Raw genomic sequence first — 17,352 nt, 5'->3', positions numbered from 1 at the left:
ATCATCGGGTTGCCTTCTTTGACTCAAGGAGAGTTCAGCGTGAGCGATATTCCAGAAGCACCTGCCTCGGGCCGCTCCAGCCATTGGCAGTTGCAGCGCATCGTCAGCCAGTTGCGCACCGCGCGTGAAGACTGGCGTACTCGCAACAGGCGGGTGAGCGGTGAGCATGGTGGTCGGGAGCTGCCTTCCCGGGCGGCCATGGGCGAGATTCTCGAAGCCTTGAGCGGCGCTTTGTTCCCGATGCGTCTGGGGCCGGTAGATCTACGCGAAGAAAGCGAGGATTTCTACGTCGGCCATACCCTGGACGTGGCACTCAATGCGCTCCTTGCTCAGGCACGGCTGGAGTTGCGTTACGTGGCCCATCAGCAGGGCAGCGGGACTCAGGGGATCGACGAGCGGGCACTGGAGCTGATTCAGGATTTCGCCACGGCCTTGCCAGGCATTCGTCTGCTGCTCGATACCGATGTGCTGGCGGCCTATCACGGCGACCCGGCGGCGCGCAGTGTGGATGAAGTTCTGTTGTGCTATCCGGGGATTCTTGCGGTGATCCATCATCGGCTGGCGCATCACCTGTATCGGGCCGGCCTGCCTCTGTTGGCGCGCATCAGCTCGGAAATCGCCCATTCCTCCACCGGTATCGATATCCATCCCGGCGCGCAGATCGGCCCTAGCTTCTTCATCGACCATGGCACTGGCGTCGTGATTGGCGAAACGGCCATTATCGGCGAGCGGGTCAGAATCTATCAGGCTGTAACGCTGGGCGCCAAGCGCTTCCCGGCGGACGAAGATGGCCAGTTGCAGAAAGGCCATGCTCGCCACCCGATTGTCGAAGACGATGTGGTGATCTATGCCGGTGCAACCATTCTGGGGCGCATCACCATCGGCAAGGGTTCGACCATCGGCGGCAACGTCTGGCTGACCCGTAGCGTCCCGGCGGGCTGCAACCTGACCCAGGCCAACCTGCTGCAACAGGACGACGGAACTCAGAAGTAAGAGAGTTGGTAGCTTCAAGCTTGTGGCTTGCCGCTTGCCGTAGGGAACGATCCTGCGTCATCGTGCGTCATACCCCTGGTCTGAGCCCGCATCCCCTGTATGCGATTTGTTTTTTGCAGGTAGTTTTCTGCCCGCTCATACCAGGAGTCCTTCTCGTGTTTTCCTCTTTTTCTGGAGCTTTTTGTCTTGAAGCAGAGGCGTACCGTTCATGAGTACGTCTGTTTCCCCATCCAGCGGCCAGGTCCGCATGAATGCTCCGGTGTTCTACTTTGCCGCGAGCATCATCCTGATCTTCGGCGTCACCGTGATCGCCCTCCCCGAGGCCAGCGGCGAATGGTTATTGGCAGCGCAGAACTGGGCGGCCAATACGGTCGGCTGGTATTACATGTTGGCCATGACGCTGTATCTGGTCTTCGTGGTGGTCACCGCCTTGTCTGGCTACGGCAAGATCAAGCTCGGTGCCGACCACGACGAGCCCGAGTTCAGCTATCTGTCATGGGCGGGCATGTTGTTTGCCGCCGGGATCAGCATCACGCTGTTCTTCTTCTGTGTTTCCGAACCCCTGACCCACATGCTGCAACCGCCGCAGGGCGAGGGCAGCACCACTGAGTCCGCACGTCAGGCCATGCAGTTGCTGTTCCTGCACTGGGGCCTGCATGGCTGGGGCGTATTTGCCTTCGTCGGTATGGCGCTGGCGTATTTCGCTTACCGTCACAACCTGCCGCTGGCCTTGCGCTCGGCGTTGTATCCGCTGATCGGCAAGCGCATCAACGGCCCTATCGGCTATGCCGTCGATGGCTTTGGCATCATCGCGACCATCTTTGGTCTTGGCGCCGATATGGGATTCGGCGTGCTGCACCTCAACTCGGGTCTGGATTACCTGTTCGGTGTTTCCCATACCCAATGGATTCAGGTCGGGTTGATCACGCTGATGATGGGCGCAGCCATCCTGGTGGCTGTCTCGGGCGTCGACAAGGGCGTGCGGGTCATGTCCGACATCAACATGCTGCTCGCCTGCGCACTGCTGCTGTTCGTCCTGTTCGCCGGCCCGACTCAACACCTGCTCAACACGCTGGTGCAGAACATCGGTGACTACCTGGGCGCGCTGCCGACCAAGAGTTTCGATGTCTATGCCTACAGCAGCGACGCCAAGGGCTGGCTGGGCGGCTGGACAGTGTTCTACTGGGCCTGGTGGATTGCGTGGGCGCCTTTTGTCGGCCTGTTCATTGCGCGTATTTCCCGTGGCCGGACCATTCGCGAGTTTGTCTTTGGTGTGCTGTTGATCCCCTTGGGTTTCACACTTGCCTGGATGTCGATTTTCGGTAACAGCGCCATTGAGCAAGTGCTCAACCACGGCATGACTGCGCTGGGACAGTCGGCCATCGATGATCCGTCGATGACCCTGTACCTGCTGCTGGAAACCTATCCGTGGAGCAAGACGGTCATTGCGGTGACGGTATTCATCAGCTTCGTCTTCTTCGTCACGTCGGCGGATTCGGGCACCGTGGTGTTGTCCACCCTGTCTGCCAAAGGCGGTGGCCCGGATGAAGACGGCCCGAAATGGCTGCGTGTGTTCTGGGGCGTTGCAACCGCTGTGATCACCAGCGGACTGCTGTTCTCCGGCAGCATCGATGCGCTGAAGTCAGCGGTCGTGCTGACATCGCTGCCGTTCTCGCTGATCCTGCTGCTGATGATGTGGGGGCTGCACAAAGCATTCTTCATGGAGACCCAGCGCCAGATCGCCCAGACCTATTCCCTTGCCCCGGCTTCCGGTGCGCGACGTGGCGGCTGGCGGCAACGCTTGAGCCAAGCCGTGCACTATCCGTCGCGCGACGAGGTCTATCGCTTCCTCGACCAGACCGTACGCCCGGCGATTGAAGACGTGACAGCGGTGTTCGTCGAAAAGGGCCTGAGTGTCGATACTCAACCAGACCCGTCCAACGACTCGGTCAGCCTTGAAATCGGCCACGGTGAAGAGCGTCCGTTCATTTACCAGGTACAGATGAAAGGCTTCTTCACCCCGTCCTTCGCCCGTGGCGGCATGGGCTCCAAGCAACTGAACAACCGTCGCTACTACCGCGCCGAAGTCCACCTGAGCGAAGGCAGCCAGGATTACGACCTGGTGGGCTACACGAAGGAACAGGTCATCAACGACATACTGGACCAGTACGAACGGCATATGCAGTTTTTGCATTTGGTGAGGTAGAGCGTTAAAGCCTCAAGCTGCAAGCTTTAAGCTTCAAGTCAAAAGCTTGCAGCTTGCAGCTACGTTGTCACGTACTCTCCCGCTCAACCAGGCTGCAGTCGAGCAGGTTCAGTCGTTGTATTTCCCCTTCCAGCGGCAGCACGCCCAGGCTTTCCAGTACGCGCTGTGCGGCGAGGACGCCGATTTCCAGGGCGGGTGGTTTGATGGTGCTGAGGCTGGGCATCATCATTTGGGCGAAGGCGTAGTCGCCAAAGCCCATGACGGCGCAATCCTTGGGTATTTGCAGGCCTGCACGCTGGCTGGCGAGCAGTCCGCCAGCGGCCAGGTTGTCGTTGGCAAAGAAGATGGCGTCGGGTTTGTCCGGGCCGTTCATGAGTGTATCCATCGCCTGTTTGCCCGCCTCGAAGGGGGCCATTCCTTCAGCCGGGACGAACACCCTTGGCTTGAGGCCGAAGGTTTCCAGTGTGGCGATGTAGCCGTCACGGCGTTCAAGGGCGCTGAAGTCGCCCGCCATGCTGTTCTGCACGAAGGCGATGCGTCGGTAGCCTTTGCCATGCAGATAGCGGGTAGCGCTGACGCCCACGTCGTAATGCGAAAACCCGATCTGGATCGGGCTGCGGCCTGGCTGGTGGTCCCAGGTTTCGATCACCGGGATATCAGCCTGTTCGATCATCTTTTCAGTCGCTTCGCTGTGAAAGCGGCTGGTCAGGACCAGCGCGGCCGGTGACCAGCCCAGGAACGCCCGCACCGCGCTTTCTTCCTGTTCTGTTGAGAAGTAGCTGGAGGCCAGCAGCAACTGGAAACCGTGCTTGCTCAAGGTGTCGCTGAAACCCTGGATGGTATTGGCAAAGATCGGCCCCGAGATGTTGGGAATCACCATGGCCACTACCCGGCTGCGCGCCGAGGCCAGGCCGCCCGCCACCAGATTGGGCACGTAGCCGAGCTGATTGACCGCTGCGGCGATGCGCTCGCGCAACTCTGGGGACACCTGATCCGGCTGGTTGAAATAACGCGACACGGTAATGGCCGAAACACCTGCCTGCTTTGCCACGCCTGTGATGGTCACGCGGCCTGCGCCTCGGCGTTTGCGTGTCGCAGGGATGTCGTCAGCCATGGGCAGTCACTTCGTATAAAAGAAAAAGGAATATAAATCTAATTTTTCAGTATTTGACGATCTATGTGTCGGTTACTGATACTGGTGATGTTAGCGCTAACAAACTGGTTTGTCTGCTACTCGCCACCGCGAATGCCCGAACCCGGTTAGCCGGCAATTTCAGACGTCAGTGCATGAACACTGACCGACCAGAGCACATATCAGGCAGGCACGCAGATGCACACAACACTTGGGGATAGCGTCAAACACAACCTTCTGGCGCAAGCCATCGGCCAGGCCAATACGACGCGGGGACGTCGTTGCGGCATGCTGCTGATGAGCCTGGCGGCTTTGCCGCTGGCTCCGGCAATGGCTGAAACCGAAGCCACGCAGAATGCCGAGGCACCTACGCTCAAGGCTGTTACCGTTACCGCAACGCGCCGCGAAGAGTCGTTGCAGAAAGTGCCTGTCGCGGTTTCCGTGGTCGAGGGCGAGCAACTGGAGCGCGACAATCGCAATGGTGTGTCCAGCATCGTGCAGCAGATCCCGACCCTGAACTTCCGCACCGGCGCTTCCAACAAGGATACTTCGCTGTTCATTCGTGGCGTGGGCACTATCTCCACATCGCCGGGCGTCGAACCGACGGTTGCGACAGTCATCGACGGTGTCGTGCTCGGTCGTCCAGGCCAGGCAACCCTGGATTTGCTGGATCTGGAGCGCATCGAAGTCCTGCGCGGTCCTCAGGGCACGCTGTTCGGCAAGAACGCTTCGGCCGGTGTGCTCAACGTGGTCACCAAGGCGCCGACCGAAGAGACTCATGGCTACATCGATCAGTCCTATTTCAGCGGCAATGAAAGCCGCACGCGCTTCGGTATTGGCGGCAGCCTGATTCCGCAGACCCTCAAGGGCTCGATCACGACCCTGTTCGGCAGCTACGACGGCAACGTCGACAACAAACTCAATGGCCAGGAAGTCAACGGCTATAACCGCAAGGGCGCACGGGGCAAGCTGGAATTCACCCCCAATGACGACATCACATTCACTCTGATCGCCGACTACATGCAGGCCCATGACGATGCGCCAAACGGCGTAGTCAGCAAGTCGCTGACACCAGCGTTCAGCAGTGCCTTGTCACCGGTGCGCGCCGACAGCGACAACCGCGATGTGAACAGCGATTACCGCAGCCATGTGGACGACGTCAACAAAGGGTTGTCTGGCCAACTGGACTGGAAGCTGGGCGACTACACCCTGACGTCCATCACGGCCTGGCGCGGCTGGGACAACACCCAGTATCAGGATGGTGACCGTCTGGGCACCATCACCGCCGCGTTCCCCGGCACTGAAGACAAGGGCCAACTGGAGTACAACCAGTATTCTCAGGAGTTGCGTCTGGCTTCGCCTAAAGGTGAGTTTCTGGAGTACGTCGGCGGCCTGTTCTACATGCATGGCAAGAGCGACGAAACCTATCAACGCACCCTGATCACTCCCACCACCCAGGACCGCGGCGTCGCCGACTACAGCACCACCAGCGAAAGCTACTCGGTATTTGGTGAAACCACGTTCAACTTCACGCCTGATTTTCGTGCCATTGCCGGTCTGCGCTGGACCCACGACAAGCTGGAATACGACCACCGTCGTGTCTCCACCTCGGCCACTACGGTCAGTGGCATTCAGCCGGCCACCAGCAGCTCGGGTACAGTGGATGAAGATGGCAAGTCCGGTCGCCTGGGTCTGCAATACGACCTCAGCGATGCGGTCACCACTTATGTCACCTACTCGCGTGGTTACAAGGGCCCGGCCTATAACGTGTTCTTCAACATGCAGCCACGTGATACCGATGCGCTCAAGCCGGAAACCTCCAACACCTGGGAAGTCGGCATCAAGGCCACCAGTTGGAACAATCGCCTGACCACCAACCTGGCCGTGTTCCGCAGCGAGTACGACAACTACCAGGCGAACTTCTTCGACAGTGTGGCCGGGCAAGTGGTAACGCGCCTGATCAACGCCGGCAGTGTCAGCACTGAAGGTGTCGAACTCGACTACGCCTTGCAGGCCACCACCAACCTGAAAATCTCCGGTGCCCTGGCTTACACCCAGGCGCGCATCGACAGTTTCGCGTGCCCTGCCGGTGCGGCGGCGTCCTGCAACGTCGATGGCAAGACTCTGCCCTACAGCCCTGACTGGAAAAGCTACGTTCGTGCCGACTACACCATCCCGCTGGATAACGGCCTGGATATCGAACTGGGTACCGATTACAGCTGGCAGAGTGAAGTGCAGTACGACATCAGCCAGAACGCCGACACCAAACAAGGCGCCTACGGTATCTGGAACGCCAGCGTTGCCCTGGCCGATTACAACGCAGGCTGGCGTGTCGCGTTGCTGGGCAAGAACCTGGCTGACAAGTCTTACTCGCCAATGCTGGCCACTGGCGGTAACTACATCTACCGTGCAGTACCACGTGATGACGAGCGTTATTTCGGTGTGCAGTTGCGTAAGGATTTTTGAGCCGTTGCGTGCAACAACCCTCAATGAATCGGTAAGGAGTTGGTTATGAGCGAGTCCGCTCGTCAGTTGAAGTTAGGCGCGTTTCTGATGGCCACCGGGCACCACGTGGCGGCCTGGCGTCACCCGGATGTTCCGGCCAATGCGGGGCTTGATATCAAGCACTACAAGCATCTGGCCAAGGTGGCGGAGGCTGCACGGTTCGACGCGCTGTTCGTGGCCGACAGTGTGGCGGCCGCGACTGGAGATATCGCCAGTCACATGGCGCGCTCCGATCATTTCGAGCCGCTGACGCTGCTGTCGGCCCTGAGCGCGGTGACCGAGCACATCGGCCTGATTGCAACGGCGACCACGACCTATAACGAGCCTTACCACGTCGCCCGCAAGTTCGCCTCGCTGGATCATCTGTCTGGTGGGCGAGCCGGCTGGAATCTGGTGACGTCCGATGCTGCCGCCGAAGCTCAGAACTTTGGCCGTGAAGAACATGTGGGACACGCCGAGCGCTATAGCCGCGCCCGGGAGTTTCATCAGGTCGTGACCGGGCTCTGGGACAGTTGGGCGGACGATGCCTTTGTCCGCGACAAGGCCAGCGGGGAGTATTACGACCCTGCCAAGCTGCATGTGCTCGACCATCAGGGCGAACACTTCAAGGTCAAAGGCCCGCTGAATGTGGCGCGCTCTCCGCAAGGCCAGCCTGTCGTGGTGCAAGCGGGGTCTTCGGAGGTCGGGCGTGATCTGGCGGCGCAAACGGCGGAAGTGGTCTTCACGGCCCAGACGTCACTGGCCGATGCCCAGGCGTTCTACGCCGACATCAAGGGTCGGCTGAAGGCATACGGTCGCAGTGCCGAGTCGCTGAAGATCATGCCTGGTGTGTTTATCGTGGTGGCTGAAACCGAGGCCGAGGCTCAGGCAACATTCGAGTCGTTCCAGGATCTGGTCGACCCTCATGTGGGCGTGGCGTTGCTGGGCCGCATGCTGGGTAATTTCGACTTGTCGGGCTATCCGCTGGACGGACCGTTGCCGGAGCTGCCGTTGACCGACAGCGGCCAGCGCAGTCGGCAAAAGCTGCTGACCGATCTGGCCGAAAAGGAAAACCTGAACCTTGCGCAGTTGGGACGTCGCATCGCCGGTGGCCGAGGGCATTACAGCCTGATCGGCACGCCAGTGCAGATCGCCGATGAGCTACAGACCTGGTTCGAGCAAGGTGCTGCGGACGGCTTCAACGTGCTGGTGCCGCATTTACCGGGAGGCCTGGAAGATGTGGCTCGCCTGTTGGTGCCTGAGTTGCAACGCCGTGGCTTGTTCCGCACCGAATACGAAGGCTCGACCCTGCGTGAAAACCTCGGGCTGCAAAGACCGTCCAACCGGTTTGAGTAACTGACGACGGTAGGAGCGGATTCATCCGCGAGACGTCATTGAAGGCGGTAGATCTTCTTCGGATGTACGGGCCTCTCGCGAATTAAGCGGAGCGCCGCCCGATTCGCTCCTGCGAGGGCTCTGCAGTGCAATCATATTCACAAGGAAAAACCTCATGAAACCACTGGCCTTCATCGCTGCCGCCCTGACCTTGTGCGGGGTGTTCAACACCGCGATCGCCAAGGAGCCGGACGCCTTGCGCATCGGCTATCAGAAAGGCTCCATCACACTGGTACTGGCCAAGGAGCACGGCTTGCTGGAAAAGCGTTTTGCCAATACCCGGATCAAGTGGATCGAGTTTCCAGCCGGGCCGCAGATGCTTGAGGCCTTGAATATCGGCAGTCTGGATATCGCTTCGACCGGCGATATTCCGCCGATCTTCGCTCAGGTGGCGGGTGCCGATCTGGTGTACATCGGTGCCGAGCCCGCCAAGCCGCAAGCCGAAACCATCCTGGTGCGCAATGACAGCCCTCTCAAAGGCGTGACTGACCTCAAAGGCCGCAAGGTCGCTCTGCAGAAGGGCTCCAGCGCACACAATCTGGTGCTGCGGGCCTTGAACAAGGCCGGTCTGAGCTTCAAGGATATCCAGCCGGTCTACCTGACCCCGGCCGATGCCCGTGCCGCGTTCGAGAACGGCAGTGTCGATGCCTGGGCCATCTGGGACCCCTATTACTCAATCGCCATCAACGAAGGACATAGCCGTGTGCTGGCCAATGGCGAAGGGCTTGGCCTGTCTGGGCCGATCTATACTGCCCGCCGGGCCTATGCCGAAAGCAACAGGGCGTTCGTTCAGCAAGTCCTGGATGAGTTGAGCGCCGCCGATGCGCTGACCCGTAGTGACCGGGCCGGAAGCATTCAGATCCTGGTGCGCAGCATGGGCCTGCCTGAGGCGGTGATCGCCCAGTACATCGACCATCGTCCAGAATCACCCAGTCTGCCGATCACGCCCGAAATCATCCGCGCCCAACAGGCCACCGCCGATCTGTTCTACGAGAACCGACTGGTGCCCAAGCGGGTCGATGTACAACAGGCTGTATTGAAGGAAGGCGTTCGCGAATGAATGTATTTGCGAAAAAGCCATCCCAAACCACCTAACAAGAGAGGACTCAATGACCTACATCGCTGCCGAAAACCGCTATAACGACATGCCTTATCGCCGTACCGGCCGCAGTGGGCTGGTGTTGCCGGCCCTCTCGCTTGGTCTTTGGCACAACTTCGGTGACAGCACGCCCATCGAGACACAGCGCGCCATGCTGCGCACGGCATTCGACCTGGGTATCAACCATTTCGACCTGGCCAACAACTATGGCCCGCCTTATGGCAGTGCCGAGGTCAATTTTGGTCGCCTGCTGCGTGAAGATTTCAAGCAGTACCGTGACGAGTTGATCATCTCCACCAAGGCGGGCTGGGACATGTGGCCGGGGCCTTACGGGCAGGGCGGCGGGTCACGCAAGTACGTGCTGGCCAGTCTCGACCAGAGCCTGCAACGTCTGAGCCTCGACTATGTGGACATCTTCTATTCCCATCGCTTCGACCCTGATACTCCGCTGGAGGAAACCGCTGGCGCACTGGCCACTGCCGTACAGCAGGGCAAGGCGCTGTACATCGGTATTTCTTCCTACTCGGGCTCGAAAACCCGCGAAATCGCCGCGCTGCTGAAAGAGTGGAAGGTGCCGTTGTTGATTCATCAACCGGCTTATAACCTGCTCAACCGCTGGGTCGAGAAGGACCTGCTTGATGCCACCGAAGAGCTGGGCACGGGCGTGATTGCCTTTACTGCGCTGGCTCAGGGACTGCTGTCGGACAAGTATCTCAATGGCGTGCCGCAGGACGCCCGGGTCAATCGTCCGGGTGGCGGTTCGTTGCAGGCTTCGCATTTGTCGGAAGAGAACATTGCCCATGTGCGGGCGCTCAATGAGATCGCCAAGCGTCGCGGCCAGAGCCTGGCACAGATGGCTCTGGCCTGGACCCTGCGCGATCCACGTGTGACGTCAGCCCTGATCGGTGCGAGCCGTCCAGAGCAGATCATCGAGAACGTCGGCGCGTTGAAGAACCTTGAGTTCAGCAGTGAGGAACTGGCCGAGATCGATCGTTTCGCCGTGGAAGGCGGGATCAACCTCTGGGCCAAGCCATCGCTTGCCCAATAAGTAAGAGCGAATTCATTCGCGAATGAATTCGCCCTTACAGATCACATCATGAATGGGGGAGTGGGGGTTTAACCCTCATCCCCTTCATCGTCATCCCCACCATCGACCTTCATGCCCAGTTCCTTGATCTTGCGGGTCAAGGTGTTGCGGCCCCAGCCCAGCAGCACGGCGGCGTCGCGACGGCGACCTGCTGTGTGCTTGAGGGCGGTTTCGATCATGATGCGCTCGAAGGTCGGCACGGCGCTGTCCAGAAGGCTGGACTGCCCACGGGACAAGGCCTGGTCGGCCCACTGACGCAATGCCTGTTCCCAGTTGGTGACTGGCGCGGCATCTTGCGGCAGGCTGAGCAGTTCGGGTGGCAGGTCGCTGATATGCACTTCACGGCCTGAAGCCATGACCGTGATCCAGCGGCAGGTGTTCTCCAGTTGGCGAACGTTACCCGGCCATGGCAAGTGCTTGAGGTATTCCTCGGTCTCGGCCTTGAGCAGTTTTGGCTCGACCGCCAGTTCCTGCGCGGCGCGGCTCAGGAAGTGTTTGGCCAGGGTCGGAATGTCTTCGCGCCGGTCCGACATGCGTGGAATATGGATGCGGATCACGTTCAGGCGGTGGAACAAGTCTTCACGGAACTTGCCGGCTTGTACCAGGGTTTCGAGGTTCTGGTGAGTCGCGGCAATGATGCGCACATCGACCTTGACCGGCGTATGGCCGCCAACCCGATAGAACTCGCCGTCAGCCAGTACCCGCAATAGGCGCGTTTGGGTGTCAGCTGGCATGTCACCGATTTCATCGAGGAACAGCGTGCCGCCATCGGCCTGCTCGAAGCGACCGCGACGCAGGTTGGCCGCGCCGGTGAAGGCGCCTTTTTCGTGGCCAAACAGCTCCGACTCCATCAGATCCTTGGGAATCGCTGCCATGTTCAGCGCAATGAACGGCGAAGCCGAGCGCGGGCTGTGGCGGTGCAGAGCGTGGGCGACCAGCTCTTTACCAGTGCCCGACTCGCCATTGATCAGCACGGTGATGTTGGAGTGGCTCAAACGCCCGATGGCACGAAACACTTCCTGCATCGCAGGGGCTTCACCAATGATTTCCGGGGTGCGGGTCAGGGTCGGCGCTGCGTCCAGGCCTTGCTGCTCCTGGGCGTGCTGGTTGGCACGCTTGACCAGCGAGACGGCTTCGTCGACGTCGAACGGTTTGGGCAGGTACTCGAAGGCACCGCCCTGATACGACGCAACGGCGCTGTCCAGGTCCGAGTGGGCGGTCATGATGATCACCGGCAGGCGCGGATGCTGCTCGCGAATCCGGGCCAGCAGATCCAGGCCGCTGGCACCGGGCATGCGGATGTCGGAAATGATCACGTCCGGTTGCTGACGGGCCAGGCGACTCATCACCCCATCCGCGCTATCGAAGCTTTGTGTGGTCATGCCTTCCTGTTGCAGGGCCTTTTCCAGTACCCAGCGGATGGAACGATCGTCATCTACGATCCAGACAGTTTCACTACGGCTCATGGCGAAGCGGCTCCTTGTTCCAGCGGCAGGAAGATCGAGAAAGTGGTGTGGCCGGTATGGCTCTCACATTCGATCAGGCCCTGGTGCTGGCTAATGATGTTCTGGGTAATGGCAAGACCGAGTCCCGTACCATCCGGGCGGCCACTGACCATGGGGTAGAAAATGGTTTCCTGAAGTTCGGCCGGAATACCGGGGCCGTTGTCGATGATTTCGATCTTGCTCACCAGTCGATGGCGAATGTGCCCGATGGTGAACTGACGCATGGCGCGGGTGCGCAGGGTGATTCGTCCCAGGCGCAGCTCGTTCTGACTGCCGATGGCCTGCATCGCGTTGCGTACGATATTGAGTACGGCCTGAATCATTTGTTCACGGTCGATCAGAACGTCCGGGATGCTTGGATCATAGTCGCGCACCAGCGTGATGCATCCTTGGGTTTCTGCCTCGACCAGACTGCTGACCCGCTCAAGTACCTCGTGCACATTGGTCATGGCCAGCGAAGGCAGCTTGTTGGAGCCCAGCATCCGGTCGACCAGATTACGCAGGCGATCGGCCTCTTCGATGATGACGTTGGTGTAGTCCTTGAGGCTTTCTTCGGGCAGCTCGCGGGACAGCAACTGAGCCGCGCCGCGAATTCCGCCGAGGGGGTTCTTGATTTCGTGAGCCAGGCCACGCACCAGCATCTTGGTGGTTTCCTGCTTGGACAGCTGGGCTTCTTCCTTGGTGATGCGCAGAAGGCGATCACGAGGATGAACCTCAAGCAGTAACAGGGTTTCACCCTTGTTGAGGATAGGTGTCACCGCATAGTCGACGGTCAGGGTCTGACCGGTCAGTGCGGTAAGCATGGCTTCGCGCTTGGTGAAAGGGTGGGCCTGCTCCACGGCCTGACGAAGCGAACTGAGTGCTTCGGCGGACTCGGTGAACAGTTCGCTGATGAATTGTCCATGGCTGCGCTGACCACTGATGGCCAGCAGCATTTCCGCTGCCGGGTTCATGTACTCAAGGCGCAGATCGGCATTGAGCAGAATGGTGGCAGTGGTCAGGTTGTCCAGTAACAGACGGTGCAGCGCGTCGCTGATAGTCATGAATCTTGTTGACCTCTTTTGGCACATTGCAATCGCGGAGGTGCAGGGCTGAGCCGTCCTGGCCAGCATCAGCAAAGCCACTGATACGGTGCTTAACGGGGTGCTGTGCAAGCGAAGTTGCAAGAACCAAACCAAGGCTCCGAAAAGAAGCGTTTAATTCGCAAAATCGGGCTTTTTTTGGATCAGTGCTCACATAAGGCGCCATGCGACAGTCATTTCTGAACCATATTGGGCTGTCTTGAGGCGTGCCGAGGTACATGATGCACCATTAAGGTGCTTTGGTGGCGGGATGACCTTTTATGCCTAGAAAAAAGGCAGGATGCTGCTTTCTTCCTCGGGTTTGTCCTTGATCGGGCACTCGGGACGTACACCGTACTCGGGGAGCTGGCAGGGGTTGGCTTTGCGTTTTTGCGCCAGTGAGGTGCGCAGCATGTGGAAGGGCTGGTTGGGCGTTTTTTCCAGCACGCGGTCGTACTCATCGACTATCTCGACCGATAGCTGGTGCGTACCCCGATCAATATTGCTCAGCGGGATGACCGGGCTGCGTCCGGGCTGGCCTGCGGGTTGGCCATCCAGAAACAGGCGATAGTTGTGCCCGGGCTGCAGAGCCGGTTCGCTGGTGACGGTCACGATGACGTCGCCGCTGGTGCTGCGTACTGTTCCGTCCGGCTCGGGGACCAGAACCCGCAGCAGTTGATAGCGAAATATCGACTTGGCCTTGGGTTTTGCGGGTGCTGCCTGATAGGGGCGGGCGGGTGGTGTGCCCGTCATGTTGTTGCTGGGCGGTATCTCCACGCGCTTGGCATTCTTGCGCGGCTGATCGGTGAATACCCGGTTGCCGTTGGCATCGATGTAGGTATAGACGTCAGCGGCTGACGGCAAGGCTGTCAGCAGCAACAGGCACATCAGCAGGCCATGGAGCAGGTGTCGTTCAGGGCCGGTTGACATGGACGCGCTGCACGGTAAGGGTGATTGTCTGGCTTTGCTGGACGACACGTTGGGAATCCAGCACCACGACCGCAAAACTGTGTTCGCCCCGATCGATATTCACCACCTGCAGGCGGGGGATATTGGTGGGTGTTCCGTAAGGGTTGCCGTCCACCAGCAACTGGAGCTGGTGGCCGGGGTGCAGGCGCGGCTGAATCTTCACGCCCACCGTGAAGGTGCCGTTATTGGCGCGCAATGCTTCGTCTGTCGGCAGGTCGGTCAGTTCCAGTGTGCTGTATGCGTCCCGAGGCTGTGTCTGTGTGCTCGTCGGGTGTGGTGCGATGTTCGTGGCTGGTGCGGAGGGAACCCGGGTTTCCACGCTGTTGAGTGGCGGTAACTCGACGACCTCGGTCTTGATGCCGTTGGGCGGCTGATTGCTGAACGCGGTATTGCCATTCGCATCAGTGTACTTATAGATCTGTGCCACGGCAGGCAGGCTGATCAATAGGAACAGGCAGATGAGGCTTTGGCGCATGAGGCTCTCGGCAGCAAAGGGAAGGTCGTCAGCATAGAACACTTCGGTCGGGCGGTCAGGCTTACAGTTTCGCAGCGCACAGATCCGTGGTGGCAAGTACCAGTGCCTGATCGTGAATCGGGTCGGTACGGTGATGCTTGAGTGCGGCATCCAGCAGTGTCCGACAGTTGTCCGAGGCGCGGACCGGCTGGAAATCGGCATAGGTGCGCAGCAATTCGGTCTGCAGTCGATCCAGTCTGGGGCGGATGTCGTCGACCAGGCTCTGGCGTGCGGTATCGGGTGCCTTGCCTGCCGTGTGCCACTGTTCGAGCAGGGCGTTCTGCACACGTTTGTTGGCTTCGATCTGGGTGCGGAACAGTCGTTGAACATCGTCGGGATTGAGTTTGAATTCGGCGGCACGGGCCTGAGCGGCACTGATGACCTGCTGCTCGCGAGGTGGATCCTCGACAGCCTTGCCGCTGTCCCATTTGCTCAGGGCAACCTGATCGGCAATGGTCAGGCGCTCGCTGATGGCTTGCAGCAAAGGTTCAAGGGGGGATGGCTTCTGTTCGGCGGCGAGAGCAATGCCGGGAGAAATGCATGTCAGAGTCAGCAGCGAAGTGGCCAGAAGCAGGCGCATGGCAGTTCCATCTCGAATCTGTGGGTGGAGCGCAGATTTAACTCCAGGTCATCGACCAGAGCCAGTGGCAATACGAGGCATGGCCGTTTAGCGCGATAACGGTGTTCCAGCGGCTCCAGCATAGAACACAACGAGTTCGACCGGTGTATTGCCGGTCTTGCCGCGGTGAATGATATCCACCATTTCGGCCAGGGTTTCACCTGCTTTGATACGAATGGACTTGCCCCCTTCCTTTGCTTCGACCGTGAGTTCGCCGGAAAGGACGTAGGCGGCGTTTGGAACGGGGTGCTGGTGCCATTTCAGCGTGCTGTTCGCCGGGATGCTGATCTTGAGAATGCTCAGTTCCGGCTGGCCTTCGGGATAAGCCTTGTAGGGCGTTCCATCCCATGACTGGGTGGCTTCGAGCAATATCTGGGATGTGGGCTGGTTTGTGCCCTGCATGTTTTTGTCAGCGAAAGCCATGTTGCCCAATAACAGGCTGGCGACGACCAGCAGGATGTTGATGTTCATGGAAACCCCCGGTTTTGCGATTGATTGATCTCAAGGCGAAACGCAAGAATTCCAAAAAGCCAGGGCTGCAAGGTGCTAATTATTTACTACATGCCAGTAAAAACGCGGGCATGAAAAAGGCCTCCCGAAGGAGGCCTCATTTACGCCATTACCGCTGGCGCGACTGGATCAGCAGCTGTAGTACAGCTCGTATTCCAGTGGGTGTACGAAAGTACGTACCTTGATTTCTTCTTCGCTTTTCAGCTCGATGTAAGCGTCGATGAAGTCGTCGCTGAAAACGCCGCCTTTGGTCAGGAACGCACGACCTTTGTCCAGCTCTTCCAGGGCTTCTTTCAGGCTGCCGCAAACTTGTGGAATGCCTTTGGCCTCTTCTGGCGGCAGGTCATACAGGTTTTTGTCAGCTGCATCGCCAGGGTGGATCTTGTTCTGGATGCCGTCCAGGCCAGCCATCAACAGTGCGGCGAACGCCAGGTACGGGTTGGCTGCCGGATCCGGGAAGCGGGCTTCGATACGACGGCCGCGTGGGCTGGAGACGTAAGGAATACGGATCGAGGCGGAACGGTTACGAGCCGAGTAGGCCAGCATGACCGGAGCTTCGAAACCTGGGACCAGACGCTTGTAGGAGTTGGTCGACGGGTTGGTGAAGCCGTTCAGGGCCTTACCATGCTTGATGATACCGCCGATGAAGTACAGGGCGGTGTCGGACAGGCCGGCATAGCCTTCGCCCGCGAAGGTGTTCTTGCCATCTTTGGCGATGGACATGTGAACGTGCATACCCGAACCGTTATCGCCGTACAGAGGCTTGGGCATGAAGGTAGCGGTGCGACCGTAAGCGTCGGCAACGTTGTGCACGACATACTTGAGGGTCTGAACTTCGTCAGCCTTGGCAACCAGGGTGTTGAACTTCACGCCGATTTCGTTCTGGCCGGCAGTTGCCACTTCGTGGTGGTGAACTTCGACGACCTGACCCATTTCTTCCAGTGCGTTGCACATGGCAGTACGGATTTCGTGGTCGTGGTCGACCGGTGGAACCGGGAAGTAGCCGCCTTTGATACCTGGACGGTGGCCTTTGTTGCCGCCTTCCACGTCCTGGTCAGACATCCACGAGCCTTGTTCGGAGAAGATCTTGAACATGGAGCCGGAGATGTCGGACTTGTACTTGACCGAATCGAAGATGAAGAATTCTGGCTCCGGACCAACGAATACGGTGTCACCGATACCGGTGGACTTCAGGTATTCCTCGGCGCGGTGGGCGATGGCGCGTGGGTCGCGGTCATAGCCTTGCATGGTCGAAGGTTCGATGATGTCGCAGACCAGGATCAGGGTCGGCTCTTCGGTGAACGGGTCCAGAACTGCGGAGCTGTCGTCCGGCAGCAGGATCATGTCGGAGGCTTCGATACCTTTCCAGCCTTCAATGGAGGAACCGTCGAACATCTTGCCGACTTCAAAGAAGTCGTCGTCCAGCGCATCGCGAGCTGGCATGGTGACGTGTTGCTGCTTGCCTTTGGTGTCAGTGAAGCGCAGATCAATCCATTTAACGTCATGATCTTTGATGAGTTGAACCGACTTCGACATGGTGTCCTCCGGGTGGCTAGGGCCTGGTTATGGTTGTGGCCCCTTAAATTTGGGTGATGCCGGCGCAGATACTCTGCCAAGGCAACCTGCCTCACAAGGGAGCAAATTGCATGCCAGTGCCCCGTGTTGGGTTTTTTGCCCCAAACAAGGCCTTTTCGGGGGCGAAAATGGATTTATCGGCAAAATGACGCACTGTTGTGGTGCTTAAAAATGCCGCGACGTGCCTTTTTAGTGCGCTGATG

General features: G+C 59.2%; 14 protein-coding genes. 6 read left to right on the top strand and 8 right to left on the bottom strand.

What is annotated here, in order from left to right:
• Nucleotides 1-39: 39 nt before the first annotated feature.
• Together epsC and betT are read left to right on the top strand one after the other, a co-directional pair.
• Nucleotides 40-993: a serine O-acetyltransferase EpsC gene (gene epsC / locus CKW23_RS06960; RefSeq protein ID WP_025258099.1), complete on the top strand. Its 954-nt coding sequence runs from the start codon at nt 40-42 to the stop codon at nt 991-993.
• Between the two features lie 247 nt (nt 994-1,240).
• The gene (betT, locus tag CKW23_RS06955; RefSeq protein WP_218250565.1) at nt 1,241-3,199 is read left to right on the top strand and encodes a choline transporter BetT; all 1,959 of its coding nucleotides are present in this window, start codon (nt 1,241-1,243) and stop codon (nt 3,197-3,199) included.
• A gap of 67 nt (nt 3,200-3,266) precedes the next feature.
• Here betT and CKW23_RS06950 read toward each other — a convergent pair whose 3' ends face one another.
• The gene (locus CKW23_RS06950) at nt 3,267-4,313 is read right to left on the bottom strand and encodes a LacI family DNA-binding transcriptional regulator (RefSeq protein WP_095067294.1); all 1,047 of its coding nucleotides are present in this window, start codon (nt 4,311-4,313) and stop codon (nt 3,267-3,269) included.
• Nucleotides 4,314-4,529: 216 nt separating this feature from the next.
• Between CKW23_RS06950 and CKW23_RS06945 the strand changes: the two genes are divergently transcribed.
• The 4 genes from CKW23_RS06945 to mgrA all read left to right on the top strand — a co-directional run bounded on the left by CKW23_RS06945 (nt 4,530) and on the right by mgrA (nt 10,357).
• Complete coding sequence (locus CKW23_RS06945; RefSeq protein WP_095067293.1) at nt 4,530-6,797, top strand: TonB-dependent receptor; 2,268 nt, start codon at nt 4,530-4,532, stop codon at nt 6,795-6,797.
• A 45-nt stretch (nt 6,798-6,842) separates the two neighbouring features.
• Nucleotides 6,843-8,171, top strand: a complete 1,329-nt coding sequence (locus CKW23_RS06940; RefSeq protein WP_025258103.1) for an LLM class flavin-dependent oxidoreductase — start codon at nt 6,843-6,845, stop codon at nt 8,169-8,171.
• Between the two features lie 154 nt (nt 8,172-8,325).
• Nucleotides 8,326-9,270, top strand: coding sequence for a sulfonate ABC transporter substrate-binding protein (locus CKW23_RS06935; protein WP_095067292.1), 945 nt, complete (start codon nt 8,326-8,328; stop codon nt 9,268-9,270).
• 49 nt (nt 9,271-9,319) lie between these two features.
• The gene (gene mgrA / locus CKW23_RS06930; RefSeq protein ID WP_025258105.1) at nt 9,320-10,357 is read left to right on the top strand and encodes an L-glyceraldehyde 3-phosphate reductase; all 1,038 of its coding nucleotides are present in this window, start codon (nt 9,320-9,322) and stop codon (nt 10,355-10,357) included.
• Between the two features lie 68 nt (nt 10,358-10,425).
• Here the strand turns inward: mgrA and ntrC are convergent, their stop codons facing one another.
• From ntrC to glnA, 7 genes are all read right to left on the bottom strand, one after another.
• Nucleotides 10,426-11,862: a nitrogen regulation protein NR(I) gene (gene ntrC, locus CKW23_RS06925; protein ID WP_025258106.1), complete on the bottom strand. Its 1,437-nt coding sequence runs from the start codon at nt 11,860-11,862 to the stop codon at nt 10,426-10,428.
• Nucleotides 11,859-12,944 carry a nitrogen regulation protein NR(II) gene (gene glnL / locus CKW23_RS06920; RefSeq protein WP_025258107.1) on the bottom strand — a complete coding sequence of 362 codons (1,086 nt, stop codon included), beginning with the start codon at nt 12,942-12,944 and terminating at the stop codon, nt 11,859-11,861. Before glnL ends, ntrC begins: the two co-directional genes overlap by 4 nt.
• 303 nt (nt 12,945-13,247) lie before the next feature.
• A complete protein-coding gene (locus CKW23_RS06910; protein ID WP_025258108.1) occupies nt 13,248-13,892 on the bottom strand; it encodes a DUF4124 domain-containing protein in 645 nt (214 codons plus the stop codon).
• Nucleotides 13,876-14,406 (bottom strand): DUF4124 domain-containing protein, encoded by a 531-nt coding sequence (locus CKW23_RS06905; RefSeq protein ID WP_051427761.1) that lies wholly within the window; start codon nt 14,404-14,406, stop codon nt 13,876-13,878. The genes CKW23_RS06910 and CKW23_RS06905 overlap by 17 nt, the downstream gene beginning before the upstream one ends.
• Before the next feature lie 61 nt (nt 14,407-14,467).
• Nucleotides 14,468-15,025, bottom strand: a complete 558-nt coding sequence (locus CKW23_RS06900; RefSeq protein ID WP_025258110.1) for a chorismate mutase — start codon at nt 15,023-15,025, stop codon at nt 14,468-14,470.
• A gap of 87 nt (nt 15,026-15,112) precedes the next feature.
• Nucleotides 15,113-15,535, bottom strand: a complete 423-nt coding sequence (locus tag CKW23_RS06895; protein ID WP_025258111.1) for a cupin domain-containing protein — start codon at nt 15,533-15,535, stop codon at nt 15,113-15,115.
• Nucleotides 15,536-15,703: 168 nt separating this feature from the next.
• The gene (gene glnA, locus CKW23_RS06890; protein ID WP_025258112.1) at nt 15,704-17,110 is read right to left on the bottom strand and encodes a glutamate--ammonia ligase; all 1,407 of its coding nucleotides are present in this window, start codon (nt 17,108-17,110) and stop codon (nt 15,704-15,706) included.
• Between the last annotated feature and the right edge of the window lie 242 nt (nt 17,111-17,352).

The sequence above is a fragment of the Pseudomonas sp. Irchel 3A18 genome, from assembly GCF_900187465.1.
GTDB classification, from domain to species: domain Bacteria; phylum Pseudomonadota; class Gammaproteobacteria; order Pseudomonadales; family Pseudomonadaceae; genus Aquipseudomonas; species Aquipseudomonas cichorii.
Note: the sequence above shows the minus strand (reverse complement) of the source record. Positions and strands in the feature narration are given on the sequence as shown.